21 protein-coding genes and 1 pseudogene are annotated in these 20910 nt (G+C 58.9%); 16 read left to right on the top strand and 6 right to left on the bottom strand.

From position 1 onward, the window contains the following. Positions 1-52: 52 nt before the first annotated feature. Positions 53-559: pseudogene (locus ACIGKL_RS16660) on the bottom strand (OprD family outer membrane porin); the annotation flags it as partial. A gap of 87 nt (positions 560-646) precedes the next feature. Between ACIGKL_RS16660 and ACIGKL_RS16655 the strand changes: the two are divergent. From ACIGKL_RS16655 to ACIGKL_RS16645, 3 genes are all read left to right on the top strand, one after another. Next, positions 647-928: a hypothetical protein gene (locus ACIGKL_RS16655; RefSeq protein ID WP_397487592.1), complete on the top strand. Its 282-nt coding sequence runs from the start codon at positions 647-649 to the stop codon at positions 926-928. Positions 929-1429: 501 nt separating this feature from the next. Beyond that, positions 1430-1732, top strand: a complete 303-nt coding sequence (locus ACIGKL_RS16650) for a hypothetical protein (RefSeq protein ID WP_397487591.1) — start codon at positions 1430-1432, stop codon at positions 1730-1732. Between the two features lie 179 nt (positions 1733-1911). Beyond that, positions 1912-2271, top strand: coding sequence for a hypothetical protein (locus tag ACIGKL_RS16645; protein WP_397487590.1), 360 nt, complete (start codon positions 1912-1914; stop codon positions 2269-2271). A 580-nt stretch (positions 2272-2851) separates the two neighbouring features. On the opposite strand, the gene ACIGKL_RS16640 is transcribed toward ACIGKL_RS16645, so the two are convergent. After that, positions 2852-3124: a CopG family ribbon-helix-helix protein gene (locus ACIGKL_RS16640; protein WP_012018603.1), complete on the bottom strand. Its 273-nt coding sequence runs from the start codon at positions 3122-3124 to the stop codon at positions 2852-2854. 993 nt (positions 3125-4117) lie between these two features. Between ACIGKL_RS16640 and ACIGKL_RS16635 the strand changes: the two genes are divergently transcribed. From ACIGKL_RS16635 to ACIGKL_RS16625, 3 genes are read left to right on the top strand one after another with little or no spacing between them, the layout of a single operon-like run. Next, the gene (locus tag ACIGKL_RS16635; protein ID WP_003246908.1) at positions 4118-5380 is read left to right on the top strand and encodes a TolC family protein; all 1263 of its coding nucleotides are present in this window, start codon (positions 4118-4120) and stop codon (positions 5378-5380) included. Continuing rightward, positions 5377-6837: an efflux RND transporter periplasmic adaptor subunit gene (locus ACIGKL_RS16630; RefSeq protein WP_003246907.1), complete on the top strand. Its 1461-nt coding sequence runs from the start codon at positions 5377-5379 to the stop codon at positions 6835-6837. Before ACIGKL_RS16635 ends, ACIGKL_RS16630 begins: the two co-directional genes overlap by 4 nt. Further along, on the top strand, positions 6834-9983 hold the full coding sequence (locus ACIGKL_RS16625; protein WP_397487589.1) for an efflux RND transporter permease subunit: 3150 nt from the start codon (positions 6834-6836) through the stop codon (positions 9981-9983). Before ACIGKL_RS16630 ends, ACIGKL_RS16625 begins: the two co-directional genes overlap by 4 nt. 53 nt (positions 9984-10036) lie before the next feature. Here ACIGKL_RS16625 and ACIGKL_RS16620 read toward each other — a convergent pair whose 3' ends face one another. Genes ACIGKL_RS16620 through ACIGKL_RS16610 form a run of 3 tightly spaced genes read right to left on the bottom strand, consistent with a single transcriptional unit; the run spans position 10037 to position 11856 of the window. Then, positions 10037-10699 carry a hypothetical protein gene (locus tag ACIGKL_RS16620; RefSeq protein ID WP_045733411.1) on the bottom strand — a complete coding sequence of 221 codons (663 nt, stop codon included), beginning with the start codon at positions 10697-10699 and terminating at the stop codon, positions 10037-10039. A 12-nt stretch (positions 10700-10711) separates the two neighbouring features. Then, positions 10712-11449: a HupE/UreJ family protein gene (locus ACIGKL_RS16615; RefSeq protein WP_045733412.1), complete on the bottom strand. Its 738-nt coding sequence runs from the start codon at positions 11447-11449 to the stop codon at positions 10712-10714. Positions 11450-11496: 47 nt separating this feature from the next. After that, positions 11497-11856, bottom strand: a complete 360-nt coding sequence (locus ACIGKL_RS16610) for a hypothetical protein (RefSeq protein WP_045733413.1) — start codon at positions 11854-11856, stop codon at positions 11497-11499. Between the two features lie 117 nt (positions 11857-11973). Here ACIGKL_RS16610 and mreA point away from each other — a divergent pair, with 117 nt between their 5' ends. From mreA to ACIGKL_RS16580, 6 genes are all read left to right on the top strand, one after another. Beyond that, entirely contained in the window at positions 11974-12261 is a 288-nt protein-coding gene (gene mreA / locus ACIGKL_RS16605; protein ID WP_045733414.1) for a metal-sensing transcriptional repressor MreA, read from the top strand. Positions 12262-12271: 10 nt separating this feature from the next. Further along, on the top strand, positions 12272-13399 hold the full coding sequence (locus tag ACIGKL_RS16600) for a nickel/cobalt efflux transporter (protein WP_045733415.1): 1128 nt from the start codon (positions 12272-12274) through the stop codon (positions 13397-13399). Positions 13400-13402: 3 nt separating this feature from the next. Beyond that, positions 13403-13843, top strand: a complete 441-nt coding sequence (locus ACIGKL_RS16595; protein ID WP_045733416.1) for a YqaA family protein — start codon at positions 13403-13405, stop codon at positions 13841-13843. Beyond that, positions 13831-14556 (top strand): TraX family protein, encoded by a 726-nt coding sequence (locus tag ACIGKL_RS16590; protein ID WP_082919344.1) that lies wholly within the window; start codon positions 13831-13833, stop codon positions 14554-14556. Before ACIGKL_RS16595 ends, ACIGKL_RS16590 begins: the two co-directional genes overlap by 13 nt. A gap of 853 nt (positions 14557-15409) precedes the next feature. After that, a complete protein-coding gene (locus ACIGKL_RS16585) occupies positions 15410-15853 on the top strand; it encodes a disulfide bond formation protein B (RefSeq protein ID WP_017675701.1) in 444 nt (147 codons plus the stop codon). Then, positions 15850-16494, top strand: a complete 645-nt coding sequence (locus ACIGKL_RS16580; protein ID WP_045733417.1) for a thioredoxin domain-containing protein — start codon at positions 15850-15852, stop codon at positions 16492-16494. The genes ACIGKL_RS16585 and ACIGKL_RS16580 overlap by 4 nt, the downstream gene beginning before the upstream one ends. Positions 16495-16576: 82 nt before the next feature. Here the strand turns inward: ACIGKL_RS16580 and cadR are convergent, their stop codons facing one another. After that, positions 16577-17029, bottom strand: a complete 453-nt coding sequence (gene cadR, locus ACIGKL_RS16575; RefSeq protein WP_017675702.1) for a Cd(II)/Pb(II)-responsive transcriptional regulator — start codon at positions 17027-17029, stop codon at positions 16577-16579. 235 nt (positions 17030-17264) lie between these two features. Between cadR and ACIGKL_RS16570 the strand changes: the two genes are divergently transcribed. The 4 genes from ACIGKL_RS16570 to ACIGKL_RS16555 all read left to right on the top strand — a co-directional run bounded on the left by ACIGKL_RS16570 (position 17265) and on the right by ACIGKL_RS16555 (position 20804). Then, positions 17265-19547 (top strand): heavy metal translocating P-type ATPase, encoded by a 2283-nt coding sequence (locus tag ACIGKL_RS16570; RefSeq protein WP_017675703.1) that lies wholly within the window; start codon positions 17265-17267, stop codon positions 19545-19547. 16 nt (positions 19548-19563) lie between these two features. Then, entirely contained in the window at positions 19564-19908 is a 345-nt protein-coding gene (locus tag ACIGKL_RS16565; RefSeq protein WP_017675704.1) for a DUF3703 domain-containing protein, read from the top strand. Positions 19909-19934: 26 nt separating this feature from the next. Continuing rightward, positions 19935-20411, top strand: coding sequence for a hypothetical protein (locus tag ACIGKL_RS16560; protein WP_017675705.1), 477 nt, complete (start codon positions 19935-19937; stop codon positions 20409-20411). A gap of 96 nt (positions 20412-20507) precedes the next feature. Then, positions 20508-20804: a hypothetical protein gene (locus tag ACIGKL_RS16555; protein WP_017675706.1), complete on the top strand. Its 297-nt coding sequence runs from the start codon at positions 20508-20510 to the stop codon at positions 20802-20804. Positions 20805-20910: the final 106 nt, after the last annotated feature.

Below are 20910 nucleotides of genomic sequence, written 5' to 3'. Positions count from 1 at the left end.
CCTCTCTTCGCGTTTCCCGCCCCGGCCATCCGAGACCGGGGCGGGGCGCCGCTCAGAGAATGCTCAGCGGATACTCGACGAAGGCGCGAATCTCGTTGAGATCCGGGCCGACATCGGTGCTGGAGCGGTAGATGGAGTTGCGCAGGCGCAGGGACAGATCCTTGGCCGCACCACTCTGCACGGTGTAGCTGACCTGATTGAACAGCTCGCGCTCGGTGCCCTGGTTGTCGACGCCGGTGTCGATATTGTCGCCGCGCACGTAGGCGAGCTTGTAGCGCAGCCCCGCAACGCCGTAACTGCTGAAGTCAAGCTCGTAGCTGGCCTGCCAGGAGCGCTCGTCCTTGCGGTTGAAGTCCGAGTAGTAGGAGTTGGCCAGGTAGATGCTCGCGCCGCCGTCGCCGTAGTCGTAGGCGAAACCGGCATCGCCGCTGTTGCGCTGGTGGGCGAGGATGAAGGCATGGGCGCCGACGCGGTACTTGGCCGCCAGGCTCCAGATGCTGTTGCGGTCGCCCTGGCCGTCGCCGCCGAAATCCAGCGCGGCGGCAGAGCCGTCGTCGTATTATGTTAAGGATGCTTCGCATAATGGCGCGATTATGGTGAATTTCGCCGTGAAAATTCACGATCACGGCGGAATTTAGCCATAATCGTGATTATCCGAAGCCTGACAAACTTCCTCGATCTTGCAGCGAACATGCCGCGATCTGTAAAACTCGAAATCCCCGCCCACCTGGTCGAATCCGCCCAGCTTTACGCCCCGACCCGTCACGAGCTCGACGCCGTTTGCTACGTCCTGGAACGATTCCCGGATGTGGTCGCGGATCTGCGCCGGCTTACTGCCAGGGTTGCCCAGCTCGATGCCGAGTCGGCCCAGCTCGACCAGCTGGTTGCTGAACTCCAGGCAATCGCGCGGCGTGTCCTCGATCTCTGACCACCCCCTTCACTGTCCAACCCGCTTTTCCGCAACGGTAGGCCCCCGACAGGTTTATTCGGTGGTGGGTCCCGGAGGCAATTTCCGTAAGGTCGGAGGGGGATAGCCCGAAGGGCGCAAGGGCTAGCCCTTGGCCGAGTAGCGGACGAATGTCCGCGGAGCGGGGCTTCTAGCTGCGGAGCTGGATCAGCGTTTCTCGGTTGGGGTAGCGCGAAGCGCGAGGGGGAACCCCTACCAAGCAGAGCACGAATGTGCGGCAGCGCCGGTGCCTTGGTCCCCCGAAAGGGGGCTGCTTTGGCTGTTGGCCGGCGAAGCCGGGTCCACCATCTCTAATGGTGGACTCTTGTCTCATGGTGAGAATTTCTGAGAGGGATTTTTATGCCTCAAAGCCTTGCGTAGCAAGGGCTTGAGGCATATTCTTCCATTTTCTTGCGCGTCACCCATTGTGTACGTACAAAACATGCAGCTATGATCGAGCCAATTTACGCGTTTGGAGTTCGTATGAGTCGTGATGGAGACCCACAAGATCAAGGTATGGCCGCCATTCGCGACCTTAGAAAGCAGCTTGGCTTCGATCCTGAGAGCGCTGAAAGCCGAGCCATGCACGAGCTTCGTGCCAGTCAAGAGCGTGTCAGCAAGGTGCTTTCAACCCTGAGTGACACGCAGGATGATCGGATTAACTTCCGGATTAATTCGCTGATCAAGCAAGAATTTGAGCGCCTGTGTAAAGCGAGGGGCTCGACGCTAAGTCGCGAAATCAAGCGCTTCATGGTTGAGGCCGTTAGGACTCAGAAGCTTTTTTGAGGGCAGGGGAGTTGCCGCTCTTCTGACTTACAGGCATTGAGCGAGACCGGGCCGTACGAGCGTAGCGAGTGGGTACGGGCACGCTCGATGCTCATGAATCCAGCCCATAAGGGCTAGATGCCTACCCAGGGAGTTGCCGCTCCCTGGGCGGGCTAACCAACACGATCGGAGGTGATCGAATGGCTGCTTTACATGTTACGCAGGCTACTCAGAACGCTCAGGTTCAAGGCTTTGACGCTTTGGCCCCAAAAGCGGTTCAACTTGAAAAAATATCATGCTGGAAAGGCGCTTTTTTCTCTGCTGATCCCTCTGTTTTGCTAGGCCATCGGGTTCGACTTGGGGAGCAGCTTCAGGCTTGCTATGACGACGAGCGTGGCTTGGTCGACGAGTCCATTGTGTATGAAGCGAAGGTTGTTGGCGTGCATATCGGTTCCGCTGCGGACGGCATCGAGAGCTCTTTGCTCTTGAGGTGGGATGACTGCAAGCATGAAGACTACGTCGACATATCCAGACTGACCGTCTTGGACGTGCTGCAATGATCGCCTTACTGCTCGGAACCTTGTCCGGAGACAGCGCACGCTCAGCGCCAACGATCTAACCGGTGATATTCATTATGCGAGGCCTTACCGGACGCTTCAGCCCACAACGCGCTTTTGCTTTCCTGGCGAATGTTCAGGCGTGCTGTCGCGCAGCGACTCCCGCCTGACCGTTCGCCAGGCTGCCTGTAATCGCTTCTGTGGCTTTTCGCCCGTAGGGGCTGCCCATGTAGCGGTTAGCGGTAGATCGCAAAGCGTAGAGCCTGGCTGGTGCCTTCTTGCCCAAGGATTCGCATAATGTATATTATGTTAAATTTAGTATGGATATGGAGCAGCCCAACGCTCATTGCAGTACACCGAACAGTACCCGGAAGTGAAGATCCAAATTTCTGTGTATCAATAATCCAAATCGCGGAATTTCCCCCAGCTTCGGATTTTTACTTCCCTCAGCGCCGGCACTCTGATTTTTTCGTCAGCCTTTCATGCTTGAACTCAATATGACCGAATGCAGTTGGATCACTACTTCCCGTCCTGCGCAAGACGTATTCCCCGTACGCTTACTGGTCACCTACTCAAATGACCTTCAGCGAGGCACCGGCAGCGGTGTATTGCTGCTAAGGCTGTCGGCCCAGGCCTGAACTGCTTGGTGATCGATCACGCGGCCTGCGTCCACATCGGCCAGGGCCGCTCGGGTCAGGCGGCCGCGCTCTTCTTCCTGATCAATCCATGTGGCCAAGGCTTGCTTGAGAATCCAGTCCGTGGAGCGGCCCAGATGTGCGGCCATCTGATCGACTCTCTCAGCTAGCTGTACTGGGACGTGAGCCGTGATAACCCGGGTTTCGATTGGGCAGATCATGATGGGCTACTCCTACGCAACGAAGGGCTGCGGACTGTCGTCCATTATGACTGGCCATTTCGTTACTGCCGAGCCGAAAGCAGTCTCGCCAACCAGATGTCTTTGCCGCCGCCCTTGAATGCAGTATCTAAGTGACACATGCATACAGCAACTGATCGGCTTCTTAGGCAGCGCCGGGCGCTCTAGAACCGGGTTTATAGTCGATTATAGAGTGATTATAGAACATTATAGAATTAGCTTTGGGTGCCTGATTGGGGACGCCCGAAGCAGGCAGCTCCTGCACCTCGCCTAACCACAGATGTTTGACTAGGACCCAAACACCCACTAGGGGCTCGACTTGACGGCTAGCGAGGCCGGTCTTGTGCTAGCGCGCCGAATGGGCGGTGCGAACCCTACGAGCTTGAGAAATCCGGTTAAACGGAGCTACTAGTTGAGCCCGATACCCTGCCTGACACTCTATTTGATCCAAATCAACGAAGTGCTGTTATCGCCAAAACGAGCGTTCATGCCCCGGGGCAATCTGCTATCGTCGCCCTATCGCCCCGCCTGGTGAATTGCTGTGCGTCGGATTGGATTGATCCTGGTAATGATTGCTAGCCTCGTGCTGCCGACCTTCGGCGGTATGGCTTTCAGCATGCCTGCACAACCTTGCCCGATGCAGAGCGCCGATCATCAGAGCCATGCAATGGCCGATGCTCCGTGCTGCGAGCAAATGGATAAGTCTGATGGGGTGGCCAGTAAGTCCCCCTGCAAATCCGGCCAGGAATGCAAGACCGGAGGACTTCTCCAGACCACCGTTATCAAGAGCATATCCCCTCTTCCCTCACGCCCCGAGATATTGCTGACCCAGTCGGTGATTAAGCGGGAGCCCGCAGGACTCTGGCGCCCTCCTCGTTTCGTCTAATGCAGTGATCTTCGCGCCTTTAAACCAGGCGCATCGTCGCGGCCACGCTTTTGGTGGCGACCTCGATCAATCGCATTGGAGGCGAAAGCATGCCCGCTTTCCTTTTCCCACGCCGTGGCTATCTCGGTGTGTTAGCTGCCGCATTCTGGGCAGTTCCCTGGGTTGCTGCACAGGCGCAGCCCCTAACCTTCGAACGAGCGCAGGCGCTCGCCGAACAGCGCGCACCTGAGAACCTGGCACGACAAGCACAGGTCGCTTCGGCACAGCAGGCCGTAGTTCCCGCAGACGCCCTGCCCGATCCCAAGCTGATTCTCGGCATCGATAATCTGCCCATCGAAGGGCCTGATCGTTACACCCTGAATCGTGACTCAATGACCATGCGCCGCATTGGGCTCATGCAAGAGGTTCCCAATGGCGACAAACGCCAGGCCCGCCGCCAGTTGGCCGAGGCCTCCGTTGTCCGGGCCGAGGCCGAGCAGCGCGCCATGCAGCTTGAGGTCAAACGCCAGACGGCATTGAGCTGGTTGGATGTGTACTACGCCGAGCACAGTGTTGGCCTCTTCGATCAACTGGACCGCCAGATCGAGCTGCTCCGCTCGACGGTGCAATCGCTGATCGCCGGTGGCAGCGCTCAGCCTGGTGAACTGCTGCAGGCCGACCAGGAGGCTTTGGCATTGCAGGATCGGCGGGATGAGCTGAGTCGCGACGTGGCGATAGCTCGGGCCAAGCTGCGCCGCTGGATAGGCAACGAAGCCGATCAACTTCTGGCGGGAGATGTGCCCAGCCTAAGTTTGGATGCCCTCCACCTGCAGCACCGTTTGACTCAGCATCCCGACTTGCGTGCCGCGTCTGCCCGGGTTGGCGAGGCCAGCGCAGAGTTGAATGAGGCTGTAGCCGAGAAGACACCTGACTGGGGCGTAGAGTTTGCCTACAACAACCGCGACAACCAGTTCGGCGACATGGTGATGGTACAGTTCACCTTCGACCTGCCGTTGTTCGTCGGCACACGCCAGGGCCCCAAGATCAACGCCAAGCAACAGAGCGTGTCGCAGATGGAAGCCGAGCAGGAAGTGCTGCTGCGCGCCCATCAGGCTGAGTTGGAAAGCGGCCTTGCCGAGTTGGAGCAACTACGCAGAGCTCTGGCGCGTACCGAGAAAACCTTGATCCCTCTGGCGAGCAAACGTGCCGATCTCGAACTGGCCGCCTATCAGGCCGGCAACAGTCAGCTGGCATCCGTCATCACCGCCCAGCGCGAGCTGATCGAGGCTCAGCTGCGACAGATCGGACAGCAGCGCAAGCTGAGCCAGCTCTCCGCGAGCTTGTACTACGCCTATGTGGAGGGCCTGCAATGAAAATTTCAGCATTAGGTTTTTCCGCGGCCTTGCTGACCATGGGCATTGCCGCGGCAGGCGGTGGCTACTGGCTGGCCGAGAGGCCGGCCAAACATGAGGTGATGCCAACTCCCGCACCGACGGATGAGCGCAAAGTGCTCTACTGGTATGACCCGATGCAACCTGACCAGCGCTTCGATAAACCGGGCAAGTCCCCCTTCATGGATATGGAGCTTGTCCCCAAGTACGCAGATGTAGGGCAGGACTCCTCGACCCTGAGCGTGCCCTCGCAAGCCGTGCAAAATCTCGGGATGCGCACCGCGCCAGTAACTCGCGGTGTGCTGCCTTCGGGTATCGAGGCCGTCGGTTCCCTGGCCTATAACCAGCGCGAGGTGGCGAACCAGCAGGCCCGAGCGGGTGGGTTCGTCGAGCGGGTCTACGGACACGCCCCTGGCGATGTATTGCCCGCCGGTACGCCCCTCGTCGACCTGCTGATTCCCGAATGGTCTGCCGCCCAGCTGGAGTTTCTGGCAGTGTTGCGTACTGCTGACACGCGCTTGATAAGTGCGACTCAGGAGCGCCTGCGCTTGCTGGGCATGCCCCAATCGTTGGTCGAGCAGGTTCGTCGCAGCGGCCAGCCACGGGCGGTTCAGACCATCACCACGCCAATCGCCGGCGAGCTGCAGGCATTGGAAGTACGTACCGGGATGACCGTGGCAGCTGGCCAGGACCTGGCGCGGATCAACGGGCTGTCCACGGTCTGGCTCGATGCTGCAATCCCCGAAGACCAAGCTGGAGCGGTTCAGCTTGGCGCGAGCATCACCGCCACCCTGACCGCTTTCCCAGAACAGCCTCTGCAAGGTCGTGTCGTCGCCTTGCTGCCGAGTGCCGACTCGCGGACGCGTACGCTCACGGTGCGCAGTGAGTTGCCCAATCCCGCCGGTAAATTGCGCCCCGGCATGTTCGCCGCCGTGCGCCTGAACAGCACCGTCGAACAACCCGCGTTACTGATCCCGAGTGAAGCTGTGATTCGCACCGGTAAGCGTGCGCTGGTGATGCTGGCCGAAGCCGATGGGCGCTACCGCCCCGTGGAGATCACCCTGGGCCGCGAGGGCGATGGGCGTCTGGAGGTGTTGTCCGGTCTTGAGGACGGGCAGTCGATCGTTACCTCCGGACAGTTCCTGATTGACTCGGAGGCCAGCCTCCAGGGGGTCGTGGCCAGCCATGCCAAGCAGGACAATGCAAAGGAACTCCATGAGTCCCATGGAGTGATTCGTGCCCTGGACGCCGAGGAGGTCACCCTGGAGCACGGTCCATTCGAGAGTCTGAAGATGCCCGGCATGACCATGGCATTTCCGCTGGCCAGCCCTGAAGTAGCTGCGGGACTCAAGCCTGGTGATCACGTACGCATCGGCGCTCGTCAGACGGACTCTGGCTTGCAAGTAGAGCGGCTCTACAAGCAAGGAGAGCTGCCATGATCGCGCGCCTGATTCACTGGTCGATAGGCAACCGCTTCCTGGTGCTGCTGGCGACCCTGTTCATCACCGCTTTAGGGATCTGGTCGTTGCGCAACACGCCAGTGGACGCTTTGCCGGATCTCTCAGACACCCAAGTCATCATCAGAACCAGCTTTCCCGGCCAGGCGCCGCAGATCGTCGAGAATCAGGTGACCTATCCGCTGGCCACCACCATGCTCTCGGTTCCGGGGGCGAAGACGGTGCGCGGCTACTCGTTCTTCGGCGACTCCTTCGTCTACGTGCTGTTCGAGGACGACACCGATCTCTACTGGGCGCGCTCGCGCGTGCTGGAGTACCTCAACCAGGCCCAGGATCGCCTGCCCGAGGGCGTCACCACCACTCTGGGCCCGGATGCCACCGGCGTGGGCTGGATCTATCAGTACGCCTTGGTCGACCGCAGCGGCCAGCATGACCTGTCCCAGCTGCGGGCGCTGCAGGACTGGTTTCTCAAGTACGAGCTCAAGAGCCTGCCCAACGTGGCCGAGGTGGCCACCCTCGGCGGCATGGTCAAGCAGTACCAGGTGCTGCTCGATCCGCAGAAGTTGGTGGCTTATGGGGTAACTCAGCAGGAAGTCGAAGCGGCGCTGAAGAGCGCCAACCAGGAAACCGGCGGCGCCATCCTGGAGCTGGCTGAGCGCGAGTACATGGTGAGGGCCTCGGGCTATTTGGAGAGCCTGGATGATTTTCGCAATGTGCCGCTGCGGGCTTCGGCAAGCGGAATTCCGGTGCTGCTAGGTCAGGTGGCCACCATTCAACTGGGGCCAGAGATGCGTCGCGGTATCGCCGAATTGGACGGCCAGGGTGAAGTGGTCGGTGGCGTGGTCATCCTGCGCTCCGGCAAGAATGCCCGGGACACCATCGCTGCCGTGAAGACCAAGCTGGACAGCCTGAAAGCCAGCCTGCCCGCCGGCGTCGAAGTGGTCACTACCTATGATCGTTCGCAACTGATCGACCGTGCCATCGACAACCTCAGCTACAAACTGCTGGAAGAGTTCGTGGTGGTTGCCTTGGTTTGCCTGATCTTTCTCTGGCACCTGCGTTCGTCGCTGGTGGCGATCATCACCCTGCCCCTGGGCATCCTGATGGCCTTCATCGTCATGCGCTACCAGGGCGTCAATGCCAACATCATGTCGCTCGGGGGGATCGCCATCGCCATCGGCGCCATGGTCGATGCCGCCGTGGTGATGATCGAGAACGCGCACAAGCACATCGAGACCTGGAAGTCGCGGCACCCCAATGAGCCGCTCCAGGGCGAGGCGCACTGGCGAGTGATCGGCGAAGCCGCGGCCGAGGTAGGGCCGGCACTCTTCTTCAGCCTGCTGATCATCACCCTATCGTTCCTCCCGGTATTTACCCTGGAGGCCCAGGAAGGGCGCCTGTTCGGCCCTCTGGCCTTCACCAAGACCTATGCCATGGCCGCCGCCGCCGGCCTCTCGGTCACCCTGGTACCGGTGCTGATGGGCTACTGGATTCGTGGGCATATCCCCAGCGAACAGCAAAACCCCTTGAACCGCTGGCTGATCGGCGCATACCGGCCGGTGCTGGAGTGGGTGCTGGCCTGGCCCAAGGTGACCTTGGCGCTGGCCGTGCTGGTCTTTGTGTCCAGTCTGTGGCCCCTCAGCAGACTCGGAGGAGAGTTCCTGCCGCCCATGGACGAAGGCGATCTGTTGTACATGCCTTCGGCCCTGCCCGGCTTGCCGGCGAGCAAGGCAACCCAGCTGCTGCAGCAAACCAACCGCATGATCCTCACGGTGCCGGAGGTGGCCCGGGTATTCGGCAAAGCCGGGCGAGCGGAGACAGCCACCGATCCGGCGCCGCTGGAAATGTTCGAGACCACCGTGCAGTTCAAGCCGCGCGAGCAATGGCGCGCGGGTATGACGCCGGAGAAGCTGATTGAGGAGCTGGATCGTGCGGTGAAAGTTCCGGGGCTGTCCAATATCTGGGTGCCGCCCATCCGCAACCGCATCGACATGCTGGCGACGGGGATCAAGAGCCCCATTGGGGTGAAAGTGTCCGGAACCTCCTTGGTCGACATCGAGCGCATAACGCGCGATATCGAGGCGGTGGCCAAAGAGGTGCCTGGGGTGAGTTCGGCGCTGGCGGAACGCCTCACCGGCGGGCGCTACGTGGACATCCAGATCGACCGCCTGGCCGCGGCGCGCTATGGCCTGAGCATCGCCGATGTGCAGGCGGTGGTATCGGGCGCCATCGGCGGCAGCAATATTGGCGAGACGGTTGAAGGACTGGCCCGCTTCCCGATCAGCCTGCGCTACCCCAGGGAGTGGCGCGACAGCCCGGAGGCACTGCGGCGTATGCCGATCCTCACCCCAGCCGGCCAGCAGATCACCTTGGGCACCGTCGCCCAGGTTAGTCTGACCGAAGGGCCGCCAATGCTGCGCAGCGAGAACGGGCGTCTGTCCGGTTGGGTCTATGTCGATGTCCGTGGGCGCGACCTGGCATCGACCGTGCGCGAGTTGCAGCAACGCGTAGCTGAGCAGGTACAACTCGATGCTGGCATGACCGTCTCCTACTCCGGTCAGTTCGAGTTCCTGGAGCGTGCCAATGCGCGGCTGGCCTGGGTGGTGCCGGCGACTTTGTTGATTATCTTCGTGCTGCTCTACCTGACCTTCAGCCGCTTCAGCGAGGCCCTGCTGATCATGGCCACCCTGCCCTTCGCCCTATCGGGCGGTATCTGGCTGCTCTACTGGTTCGGCTTCAACCTGTCGATCGCCACCGGCGTGGGCTTCATTGCCCTGGCCGGCGTCTCTGCCGAATTCGGGGTGATCATGCTGCTGTATCTGAAGAACGCCTGGCATGCGCGCGTGGATGCTGGGCGTAGCGACGATCCGACTCTGCTTGAGGCAATCCGCGAAGGTGCTGTCCTGCGCGTCAGACCCAAGGTGATGACGGTTGCCGTGATCATAGCCGGTCTGCTGCCTATTCTGTGGGGCGGTGGAGCGGGTTCAGAGGTCATGAAGCGCATCGCCGCGCCCATGGTTGGCGGCATGATCACAGCCCCGCTGCTGTCCATGCTGGTGTTGCCTGCTGCCTATTGGTTGATGCGTCGACAGGGCGCGCGAAAGAGTCACCAACCACAGGAGCTATAGCTCTGAGTGTTCAGGCGAGCCCCTGCGCCATTTGACGAAGGGGCTTATCTACCTTAAATCACGCGTTTGACGCTCAGGTACTCGCCCTTGGTCTTCAGCGTGATGGTCACGTCCTGGTTGCTGCGGTTGCGCCAGAACCAGCCGTGGGTGCCGTCGAAAATTGCAGTTAGTTCGCCTTTGTCGCCTTTGACCTGCTTGGCCTTGCTGTAGCTGTGGTAGTAGTCCTTGGGGCCGTTGTAGGGCTCACCGTGGGTGTCGTGGTTGACCGGAATGCCATTGGTCGTCCACTCGTAGCTGACCGTGGCCTTGTCCAGCATTTCCAGCTTGATTTCACTGGCTTCGCCCGGCTTCAGGGTGACGGTCACCTCATCAGACTTCAGGGCTGGCTGCGGCTCAGCTACTGGTTCGGCCACAGATGCTGCTGCAACAGGCTCTTGAACTACTGGCTGAACAGGTACAGGAGCTTGAGCTACGGGAGCCGCCGCTGGCTGAACCGTTGCATCCGCTGCCGCTTCTTCGGCCAGGGTTATCTTCATTTCGCCCATCTGGGTCAGGCCGAGTACGCGACCAACGCCCGTCGGGTCGATGGCGTACTCCGAAGGCATCACCACGGTGACCAGTAAGGCAGCGGCAACACCCACGGCGATCACAGTGGAGCGCAGCAGTTGGCGGCTGGTCGGCAATTCGCTTTGGGTCGGGAGTTTGGTATTGAACATGCTGAGAATTCCTTACTGAGAGACGATCAGGCCGGTGAGCTGGTAACCCATCAAGAGGAAACCGGCGCTCATCATGGCGACGTTGGCGGTGTATGCATGACGCCAGAAGCTGGCGGTACGTCGCCAGTAGCCCATGACAATCAAAATGGCGCTCAGGGCCAGGAGCTGACCGATTTCGACGCCAACGTTGAAGGCGATCAGGTTGGCAATCAGGCCGTCTGCCGAAATCTCGTACTCCTGAATCTTGGTCGCCAGACCGAAGCCATGTAGCAGGCCGAAGATCAGCGTGGCTGCCTTGGTATCCGGCTGATAACCGAACCAGCGCTGGAACGCGCCCAAGTTATCCAGCGCCTTGTACACCACCGAGAAACCGATGATGGCGTCAATCACATAGGAGCTGATGTGGATTTCCACCAGTACGCCCAACAGCAGCGTCACGGTGTGGCCCACGGCGAACAGGGTGACGTAGAGACCCACGTCTTTCAGGCGATAGAGAAAGAAGATCACCCCGAAGAGGAACAGCAGGTGGTCGTAGCCGGTGATCATGTGCTTGGCGCCCATGTAGATAAACGGCAGCACCATCACCCCGGAGCTTTCCTGGATAAAGCCCTTGTCGCCCTCGGCAACGGCGTGGGCCAGTGCGTCAGACATACCGAGAAAAAGCAAGGCCGTGAACAGCAGCAACAGTAGTAACGAGCGATTTGGGCGCACGGCAGATGCGTCCATTGCGCCCATAGATAGCGAATGCATAGTTGAGTCCTAAATTGCAGTGGTCTTGGGCCGCACAGCGGCCTGTGTCAGAGCACGAATGCGGCGCGTGGTGGCCGCTCGATCAGGAAGATCGGACTGGGGGGAATGGAGTAGCGCGGAGCCTCTATCGGCTGCGTACGCTCTGGTTGCGTGCTGATGCTCAGCAGCGTGGTCAGGTGCGGCGTTTCATGCAGATGGTCGGCAGTCAGCGGTGGGTGACAGTGATCCCCATACTCAGCACAGGCCAGAGCCTCGTCACCATGGGTATGCGAATGAGCGCCGTCGTAGCCACTGCCGGCTGGCTGACTTGAGCCCATAAACAGCGCAGAGGTGTGCCCGGCCCAAGCCATCAGGATGGCGAGAGCAAGGGCAAAAATCACCTTGGCGCTGAGGGGCTTGCTGAGCATATCGTGGTTCTTTCAATGCCTAAGCGGTTGGCTTTCTGGAGGGATGGTCGGTTTGACCGCATCCCCCCAGGGGGGATAGAGTGCGAGCGTAATTCATCGACGCACGAGACTCAAGGCATGAGCGATCACGAACACGGCCACCAGCACCAAAGTCATGGTGACATCATCAAAAGGTTGAAGCGTGCGGAGGGCCACCTGCGCAGCATCGTCACCATGATCGAAGACAGCCGTGCCTGCGTCGACATCGCTCAGCAGTTGCATGCCGTAGAAAAAGCCGTCTGCCAGGCCAAGCGTGTGCTGATCCAAGACCATATCGACCACTGCCTGGAACACACGGTCGAAGCACTTGCGATAGGCGAGCGCGCATCACTCGAAGACTTCAAGCAAATCACCAAGTACCTCTAGGCCTCTTCCCATGTCGAGCTTCGCCGAACTGCTGCAACAGGGGGCCTCGCAGGCCTGGCTGTATTTCCCCAGTGCCATCTTGCTCGGTGCCTTGCATGGCCTGGAGCCAGGGCATTCAAAAACCATGATGGCGGCATTTATCGTGGCCATTCGTGGCTCGGTGAAGCAGGCCATTCTGCTGGGTCTTGCTGCAACGCTTTCGCACACAGCCGTGGTCTGGCTGGTGGCCATGGCTGGCATGTACCTAGGACAAGGCCTGGATGCCGAAACCACCGAGCCTTATTTCCAGCTCGCATCTGCCGCCATCATTATCTCCATTGCCCTGTGGATGCTTTGGCGCACCTGGAGAGGTGAACAGATGTGGCGTTTCGAGGAGGGTGATGAGCATCAGCACGACCATCACCACCATGATGAAACCCATCGCATTGACACTGGTCACGGGCGTATCGAGCTGTCGATCTTCGAGGAAAGCGTTCCACCGCGCTGGCAACTGAAGGCCTTGAGTGGCCATGCCTGGCCGGCTGGTGAAGTAAGCCTGCTGACGACTCGCCCCGATGGCCTGGCCCAACAGTTTCGCTTCGTCGACCGGGGAGACTACCTGGAGTCACTGGACGAAATTCCCGAGCCTCATGAGTTCACTGCGCGTCTTAGCCTGGGCCATGCCGGCCACTCCCACGACTATGACCTGGAGTTCCGCGAGCACAGCCACGGGCATGAACATACCGAGTTGGATGGGCTGGAGCTGTCGCTGGATGGCTATCAGGATGCCCATGAACGGGCGCACGCCAATGACATCCGCAAGCGCTTCAGCAACCGTAATGTGACCACAGGCCAAATCATCATGTTCGGCCTAACGGGCGGGTTGATTCCCTGCCCAGCCGCAATCACCGTGCTGCTGCTCTGCCTGCAAGTGAAGGAAGTCGCGCTTGGAGCGGTGCTGGTGTTGTGCTTCAGCATTGGTCTGGCTATCACCCTGGTCACTGTTGGTGCCGCCGCCGCTATCGGCGCTCGCCAGGCATCCAATCGCTGGCCCTGGCTTGGCGCTGTAGCGCGTCGCGCACCGTACTTCTCCAGCCTACTGATCATCGGTGTGGGGATTTATGTAGGCGTCCACGGCTGGATCGGCCTGAACGCCTAGCCGATGTGGGAGTTATCCGGTTATTTCGGCCTGTTCCTCGCTGCCTTCGGTGCTGCCACGTTGCTACCCATGCAGTCGGAGGCGGTGCTGGTCGGGTTGCTGCTGACTGACCGCTATGCGGTCTGGGCGCTGCTGGCGGTGGCCACCACGGGTAATGTACTGGGCTCGGTGCTGAACTGGCTGCTGGGTCGCTCTATCGAGCGCTACAGACACAAGCGCTGGTTTCCCGTCAGCGAGGGCAAACTGGAAAAGGCTCAGCAGGCTTATCACCGCTTCGGTCGCTGGTCACTGCTGCTCAGTTGGGTGCCGATCATTGGTGATCCACTCACAGTCGTCGCGGGTGTCATGCGAGAACCCTTCTGGAGCTTTCTGTTGATCGTGCTGCTGGCTAAGACCACTCGCTATCTGGCACTAGCTGCCATGACGCTTGGGTGGTTTGGGTGAGCCTGCAGAAGCGCGACACCAACCTAGATCTGATCAAATGGCTGGCGATGCTGACCATGCTGCTGGATCACCTGCGCTACATCTGGCCTGACACCGGATGGTTGTTCATCGTTGGGTGCTTAGCCTTTCCAATGTTCTGCCTGGGGATCGCCGCCAATGTCGCGCGCTCGCAAACAGGTGAGCTGTATTCCGATAACAACGTTCGCTACATGGGCTGGATGACTGCGTTTGCAGTGATCTCGGAGTTGCCCTATCGCCTGCTTTCTAACGACAGCAGCACGCTCAACGTTATGCCTTCGCTGCTGTTGGGCCTGCTTATCACCTGGGGAGCACATCACCGTGGTCGCGACGGTTTGATCCTGGCTTTGGCCGGCGTGACTGTAACGGTGTTGATGCAAGAGCGCCTGATGTACGGCGTTTTCGGCGCACTGCTGCCGGCAGCGTTGCTGCTGGCCATTCAGCGCCCTGGGCTTGTGTGGCTATTGCCTGCCTCACTTTGCGTACTGGCCAACAGTCGCAACCGCTGGCTCGCCGAGTGGGAGTTGCAGCCCTATACGTTGCTGATCCTGGCCACAGCGTTCGCTGCGCCCTTAATTGGGCTATGGCTACTGCGCCGAACGCGCCATTTCAGGATCTGGCCGGTCAAGCGCTGGGTCTACTGGTTCTACCCTAGTCATCTAGTAGCACTGCACCTGATCCGCACGCTCAGCTAGTGTGGGTTTTCCTTCTTCAAAGCCTGCTTGCTCACTCCATATAATCAGCAAGGAACCATCGTTAACAGTCGCCGTGCACTGTGTAATTAGCCCTCTGGGCGCGTCACCTTATAAAAGGTTATGCGATGCCTATTGTGCTTGTGCCGCCCACCTGAGAATGATCTCATGCGGGACAATTCGTACGACGACCGTATTTTCAATGAGGCTAGGCTCAAACCTCCCTCCCCCACTTAATGCCTACCGACATCAACGATGCCCAGCCGTACTATTACAACTCAAGCAGTACTTGCACTGAGCCTGGCATTACTGCTGGTCATGGTCTGGCATACATCTTCCTTGTTGACGGGTACAGAGCCGCAAGCGGGATTCAAAAGCGAATCCACGCACAGTAGTTTGTCCACAGATACAGCCCCCTCTTGCTCATGGTGTGAAGATCATCGGCACTCGCCGGTGACTGCTGACCATGTGCATGAAACCCCTTACCTCGGGCCGTTGCTTACCCTGCCTGCCCAAGCAGAAAACAACGCACTTGCGGCTATTTCGGATCAAGCTACGCCAGTTCGCCCTATCTACCTGATTGAGCGCCCTCCACGATCCAGACGCGTGATCTAGACAAAGCCGCATTGCGGCCAAAGACCACTGCAATCCAGGATCAACTTATGCAATCGCTTTCTCCTCGCGGGTTCGTGGCTCTGTCCGCGCACCTACGCCGCCCGGCGCTCTTATCGCTGTTCGCCATCTCGTTGATGGTTATGGGCATGGCAGATGCACGGGCTCAAGACGTCACCACAAGCGGTATAGCGCCAAAGCTAGTTTCCGCGCCATCCACCTCAGTCGAGAGCAGGTGTCAACCATGAAGGAAGCAGAGACAAACACTCACGCTATCAACCCCTGGGGACTGCTACTTATGGCCTGGGGTATTGCGCTTGTTGCAACTTTAGCCGCGCTGTTCATCGGCGAGGTCATGGGGAAAACACCCTGCGTTCTCTGCTGGTTCCAGCGCGCATTCATGTTCCCACTGGTCGTGATTCTGGCCGTTGGTTGCTACATCTCAGATTTCGGCGTCTGGCGCTATGCGTTGCCAGTTACCGTCGTGGGTTGGCTCATCGCGCTTTACCACAGCCTGCTCTACCTCGGGATCATCCCGGAGAGCATCAAGCCCTGTGGTGCAGGCCCATCATGCTCCAGCGCTGACATGATGATTTTCGGCAGCATACCGCTGCCACTGCTTTCGCTGGGTGCATTCACCCTTATCGCTGCTCTTCTTGTTCTCATCCGCCGGAGGTCTTCCCTATGAGCAGACGTGCAATCGTCCTCGTCATCAGCATTCTTACTGCGCTCGGCTTCGCTGCTGCGGCATTCGTTTATGATCGATATTCGGCAAGCGAAGAAACTCCGCCAGCTGCCCCGGCAACCAGCTCCTTGGTGCGCTTCCATTCGCCAGTTATCGGTGCCGCTACTGCGCCAGTAACCATTGTTGAGTTCTTCGATCCGTCCTGCGAAGCCTGCCGTGCCTTCTTTCCACTGGTTAAGCAGATCCTGGCTGAGAACCCGAAAGATGTGCGCTTGGTGCTGCGTTACGTCCTCTTCCATGAAGGCTCTGAAACAGCGGCAAGAATCCTTGAAACTGCGCGTAAGCAGGGGGTCTATGAGCCGGTTCTGGAGGCAATCATGGCGGCTCAACCGCAATGGCACAGTGACCCTCAGGTGCTCAAAGCCTGGGAGGCTGCTGAAGCTGCAGGCTTAGATGTGGAAAAGGCCCGCGCAGAGATGATGGCTACCGATATCACCGAAACGCTTAAAACAGACGCCCAGGATGCCCAAGCTGCTGCCGTGCGCCAGACGCCCACGTTCTTTGTGAATGGCAAGCCGCTCCTGAGCTTTGGTGCACAGCCACTGATTGATCTGGTTAAAGCTGAAATCGAACAAAGCAAATAAGCGCTTGCAGTCTGTAAACAAACGAACCCGCACCACCGCCTGCAATGTCTCGTGCCGAGTACTGCAGGTGGTGGCGCATTGTTTAGTGGCGATGGCTTTTCCCAACGTGGGTATGGCCATCATCTGGAAGTGCACTGACTCCGCCGGTGGTATTCAGGCGCTGGAGAATTCCACACTCGTCTACACCCCGCTCAGAGGCGCAACGGTGTCGTAACTCAACCAGCTGTTGTTGCAGTGCCAGGAGGCTGGTCACTCGCGCTTGCACATGCTCGATGTGCTCATCCACTAAGCTATTCACACCCTCACAGTTCCCCTCTGGCCGATCCATCAGCGCCAACAAGCTTCTGATCTCGTCCAGGGTCATGTCCAGTGTTCGGCAATTACGAATAAACGTAAGCCTCTCAAGATGCTCACTGCTGTAAAGACGATAATTGCCCTCGCTGCGAGCCGGTGTCGGCAACAGCCCTTCACGCTCGTAATAGCGAACCGTTTCAACCTGGCAATCGGCAAGCTTGGCCAGCTCTCCAATTTTCATGAAATACCCCTTCTACAAACTCTTGACCCTGTAGTGGCTTCAGGGTGTTCACTCTACAGCACTGACCAATAAGGATACCCCCATGGCTGGTTGCTGCAGTGATGAACAAAAACCTGAAGCGGTTTCAAAGGATGTCTGCTGTGACCCCAGCGGCGCGTTTAAGTGCTCGGCCACGGCAACTACAACGGTAAATGCCATGGTTCGCTCCAGGCTCAGCAGTTTCCGTATTGAACAAATGGACTGCCCCACCGAACAGACGCTGATTCAAGACAAACTGAGCAAGCTGGCTGGCATAGACAAGCTCGATTTCAATCTGATCAATCGCGTTCTTGGGGTATGGCACAGCTTGCCGTCGACCGCTCTTATTGAAGCGGCGATCTCATCCCTAGGTATGCAAGCAGAACCGCTCTCTGCTGAGGGGCAAGCCCGCATCACAATCGAACAGATGGACTGCCCAACGGAAGAAAAGCTGATCCGCGACAAGCTCTCCTCCCTGACCGGCATCAGCGCGCTGGAGTTCAACTTGCTTCAGCGCGTATTGACGTTTAGCCACACAGCAGAAGCATTGCCAGCAGCCCTGGCAGCGATTCGCGACCTTGGTTTCACGCCAGTGGTTGAGGGTGCAGCAACAGTAAACGATGAAGCGCAAGCAGCGCCGCGCAAGAAGGCTTGGTGGCCTTTGGCGCTATCCGGTGTGGCTGCCGTATCGGCTGAAGTGCTGCACTTCGCCGAGCTTGCACCTGAGTGGGTTGTGGCCGGTGTGGCGCTGCTCGCCATTCTGCTGTGCGGCCTGACGACCTATAAAAAGGGTTGGATTGCGCTGAAGAACCGCAACCTGAACATCAATGCACTGATGAGTATTGCGGTTACCGGTGCGGTGCTGATTGGGCAATGGCCGGAAGCCGCCATGGTCATGTTCCTCTTTTCTGTGGCCGAGCTGATCGAGGCAAAATCGCTGGGTCGGGCTCGTAATGCCATCCGCGGCCTGATGGATCTGACCCCAGAGCGCGCCACGGTGCAGCAAGCAGACGGCTCATGGCTTGAAGTTGAGGTTAAAACCATAGCCTTAGGTGCATTGGTCAGGGTTCGGCCTGGCGAGCGAATCGGCCTCGATGGCGAGGTGACTTCCGGCAACTCCACCATCAACCAAGCGCCGATCACGGGGGAAAGCCTGCCCGTAGAGAAAACCGTCGGAGACCCGGTTTTTGCTGGCACCATCAATCAAGCAGGCTCGCTGGAATACCGCGTCGTGGCAGCCGCTGCCAACACTACGCTGGCACGCATCATTCACGCGGTCGAAGAGGCACAGGGTTCACGTGCTCCGACCCAGCGCTTTGTCGACCAATTCGCCAAGGTATACACCCCTGTCGTATTCCTATTCGCCCTGGCTATCGCCATTGTGCCGCCACTCTTCATGGCCGAACCCTGGTACGACTGGATCTATCGTGCCTTGGTACTGCTGGTGGTCGCTTGCCCTTGCGCCTTGGTTATTTCAACGCCCGTCACCATTGTCAGTGGCCTGGCTGCGGCTGCGCGCAAAGGCATTCTGATCAAAGGCGGTGTCTACCTTGAAACCGGCGGCAAGCTTGGCTTCCTGGCACTCGACAAGACCGGCACTATTACTCACGGCAAGCCGGTGCAGACCGATTACATGCCGCTGGTTGATCAGGACTCAGAAGTCTACCGCACACATGCCGCCAGCCTCGCCAGTCGGTCTGACCATCCGGTATCGCAAGCGATAGCCAAGCATGCCAGTAAGAATGGGCTGGCGTTTACCGCCGTTGAAGGATTCGAAGCCCTACTGGGTCGAGGTGTTCGAGGCACCATCGAAGGCATAGATTTCCACCTGGGTAACCACCGCCTGGTGGAAGAGCTTGGCCTCTGCTCACCCGAGCTGGAAGCGACGCTGGAGCGTCTCGAACGCCAAGGTAAAACAGTGGTGGTGCTGTGCAATCCGCAGCGTGCCATTGCCCTGTTCGCCGTTGCCGATACCGTCAAGGGCTCCAGCCGCCAGGCAATTGAGGAGCTTCATGCGCTTGGCGTGAAGACCACAATGCTGACCGGCGATAACCCGCACACCGCAGATGCGATTGCACAGCAGGTAGGCATCGACGAGGCACGCGGCAACCTACTGCCAGTCGACAAATTGCAGGCCATTGAAGCATTGCAGGCGCGCGGCTACGTTGTAGGGATGGTCGGCGATGGCATCAACGATGCGCCGGCGCTGGCGAAGTCTGAAATCGGTTTCGCCATGGCCGCCGCCGGCACGGACACGGCCATCGAAACTGCGGATGTGGCCTTGATGGATGACGACCTGCGCAAGATCCCGGCCTTCATCCGCCTGTCTCAACAGACCGCCGTCATCCTCAAGCAGAACATCGTGCTGGCGTTAGGGATCAAGGCCCTGTTTCTCGCCATTACCCTAACGGGGCAGGCGACGATGTGGATGGCCGTCTTTGCCGACATGGGCGTCAGCCTGCTGGTGGTGTTCAACGGCCTGCGCCTGCTTAAAAAGTAGGATCGGAGGATTGAAGATGAAAGCAGCATTGCAACTCGCAATTGAACAAGCCTTTCAGCAGGCCCGGCAGGCCATGCAGGAACAGCGCAGCGCAGATGCCTTTCAATGGTTAGAGCGCGCGCACATCCTGACCCAACGCCAACCCGTGCTGCATGCTGGGTCACACTGGCTGATGCTTGTGCTCGGCTGGCAGACCGGCGATTACCGCGAGGTCGCGGGGCAACTACCACGTATTTTCGCGGCCCTGCTGTTCTCCAAAATCTGGGTGCCTATCGGCAATACAGGCCGCTCCAGGGTCAGTGCTTTCAAGCCCATGCCGGTTCCCGAAGAACCACAGACCTTGCTTGCCGATGACAAGTAAACTCAATCCGGTCGGTGATTGCGCCCATGCAAATTGATATCTCTACCCAGCTGCCATGCTCACTGGCAGAGGTGATCGCCCAGGTGCGCACGCCACGTCTGCTGCATCAGGTTGCATCACCGTTGCTGAGTTTCAGCCCGCTGACTCCCGTTGAGTTTCCTGGCACCTGGAGCGAGGGCACTTACTGGGTCAAGCTGAAGTTATTCGGCGTACTTCCCATTGGCCGTCAGGCGATTGTGATTACATACCCGCAGACGGAAAATGCTCAGATTTTCATGCTAAGAGACAACGGCTACAGCCCGCTGATCAGCAAGTGGGATCACCTCATTACGGCACAAGAGGTCAACGGCGGAACGCTTTACCGAGATAGCGTGACCATCAAGGCGGGCGTCCTCACTCCGTTCGTCTGGCTATTTGCGCGCCTGTTCTACGCCCACCGTCAGCGCCGCTGGGCAACCTTGGCGGCAAATGGCTTTAACTACGGAAACTCTCAGCCGCTGTAGTAATCGCACCTTGCTAGGTTCTTGGTCGCATCAACCAACTCTTCGTCTGGTAAGCGCTGAGCCCATGGCTATTCACACCCATGCGGTCACAGTTTCATGCACCATTACTGCCATGAGCTGGAATATACGCAGTGCGCCTGCCAGCTCCAGCTCGTCAGCGAAATGCTGGCTTACACGGCGGGAGTGAGCAGCATGCCCGAATCACGCAAGGTGATTCGGGTGGACGCTTACGAGCATCCAAACAAGATCAACCGGCGTCACCCCCAGCCGGCTTGTCACATCAGCCCGGCGCTATCGATCTATCTGAGTGCACCGTCCTATGAGCTGGCAGTCATGAACATTCGGCCTGATCAAGGCTGGAGCTCTCTCGACCTACCCGTCGGATTCTATTGAAAATCTGAATTCAAATGTCGCTTTAAGACAACTTTCATTGCCGCCTTGTGAAGATTACAGAATTGTAATTTTCCAATCATCTTCAAGTTATCTTCAGCTTGCAAGG

The organism is Pseudomonas sp. NPDC077186, from assembly GCF_044543505.1.
In the GTDB taxonomy this organism is placed as follows: Bacteria; Pseudomonadota; Gammaproteobacteria; order Pseudomonadales; family Pseudomonadaceae; genus Aquipseudomonas.
Note: the sequence above shows the minus strand (reverse complement) of the source record. Positions and strands in the feature narration are given on the sequence as shown.

Bases quoted from the DNA above. Each gene is read 5' to 3' on its own strand.
- ACIGKL_RS16650 (WP_397487591.1), top strand. From the start codon at position 1,430: ATGAGTCGTGATGGAGACCCACAAGATCAAGGTATGGCCGCCATTCGC.
- ACIGKL_RS16645 (WP_397487590.1), top strand. From the start codon at position 1,912: ATGGCTGCTTTACATGTTACGCAGGCTACTCAGAACGCTCAGGTTCAA.
- ACIGKL_RS16640 (WP_012018603.1), bottom strand. From the start codon at position 3,124: ATGATCTGCCCAATCGAAACCCGGGTTATCACGGCTCACGTCCCAGTA.
- ACIGKL_RS16635 (WP_003246908.1), top strand. From the start codon at position 4,118: ATGCCCGCTTTCCTTTTCCCACGCCGTGGCTATCTCGGTGTGTTAGCT.
- ACIGKL_RS16630 (WP_003246907.1), top strand. From the start codon at position 5,377: ATGAAAATTTCAGCATTAGGTTTTTCCGCGGCCTTGCTGACCATGGGC.
- ACIGKL_RS16625 (WP_397487589.1), top strand. From the start codon at position 6,834: ATGATCGCGCGCCTGATTCACTGGTCGATAGGCAACCGCTTCCTGGTG.
- ACIGKL_RS16620 (WP_045733411.1), bottom strand. From the start codon at position 10,699: ATGTTCAATACCAAACTCCCGACCCAAAGCGAATTGCCGACCAGCCGC.
- ACIGKL_RS16615 (WP_045733412.1), bottom strand. From the start codon at position 11,449: ATGCATTCGCTATCTATGGGCGCAATGGACGCATCTGCCGTGCGCCCA.
- ACIGKL_RS16610 (WP_045733413.1), bottom strand. From the start codon at position 11,856: ATGCTCAGCAAGCCCCTCAGCGCCAAGGTGATTTTTGCCCTTGCTCTC.
- mreA (WP_045733414.1), top strand. From the start codon at position 11,974: ATGAGCGATCACGAACACGGCCACCAGCACCAAAGTCATGGTGACATC.
- ACIGKL_RS16600 (WP_045733415.1), top strand. From the start codon at position 12,272: ATGTCGAGCTTCGCCGAACTGCTGCAACAGGGGGCCTCGCAGGCCTGG.
- ACIGKL_RS16595 (WP_045733416.1), top strand. From the start codon at position 13,403: ATGTGGGAGTTATCCGGTTATTTCGGCCTGTTCCTCGCTGCCTTCGGT.
- ACIGKL_RS16585 (WP_017675701.1), top strand. From the start codon at position 15,410: ATGAAGGAAGCAGAGACAAACACTCACGCTATCAACCCCTGGGGACTG.
- ACIGKL_RS16580 (WP_045733417.1), top strand. From the start codon at position 15,850: ATGAGCAGACGTGCAATCGTCCTCGTCATCAGCATTCTTACTGCGCTC.
- cadR (WP_017675702.1), bottom strand. From the start codon at position 17,029: ATGAAAATTGGAGAGCTGGCCAAGCTTGCCGATTGCCAGGTTGAAACG.
- ACIGKL_RS16570 (WP_017675703.1), top strand. From the start codon at position 17,265: ATGGACTGCCCCACCGAACAGACGCTGATTCAAGACAAACTGAGCAAG.
- ACIGKL_RS16565 (WP_017675704.1), top strand. From the start codon at position 19,564: ATGAAAGCAGCATTGCAACTCGCAATTGAACAAGCCTTTCAGCAGGCC.
- ACIGKL_RS16560 (WP_017675705.1), top strand. From the start codon at position 19,935: ATGCAAATTGATATCTCTACCCAGCTGCCATGCTCACTGGCAGAGGTG.
- ACIGKL_RS16555 (WP_017675706.1), top strand. From the start codon at position 20,508: ATGCACCATTACTGCCATGAGCTGGAATATACGCAGTGCGCCTGCCAG.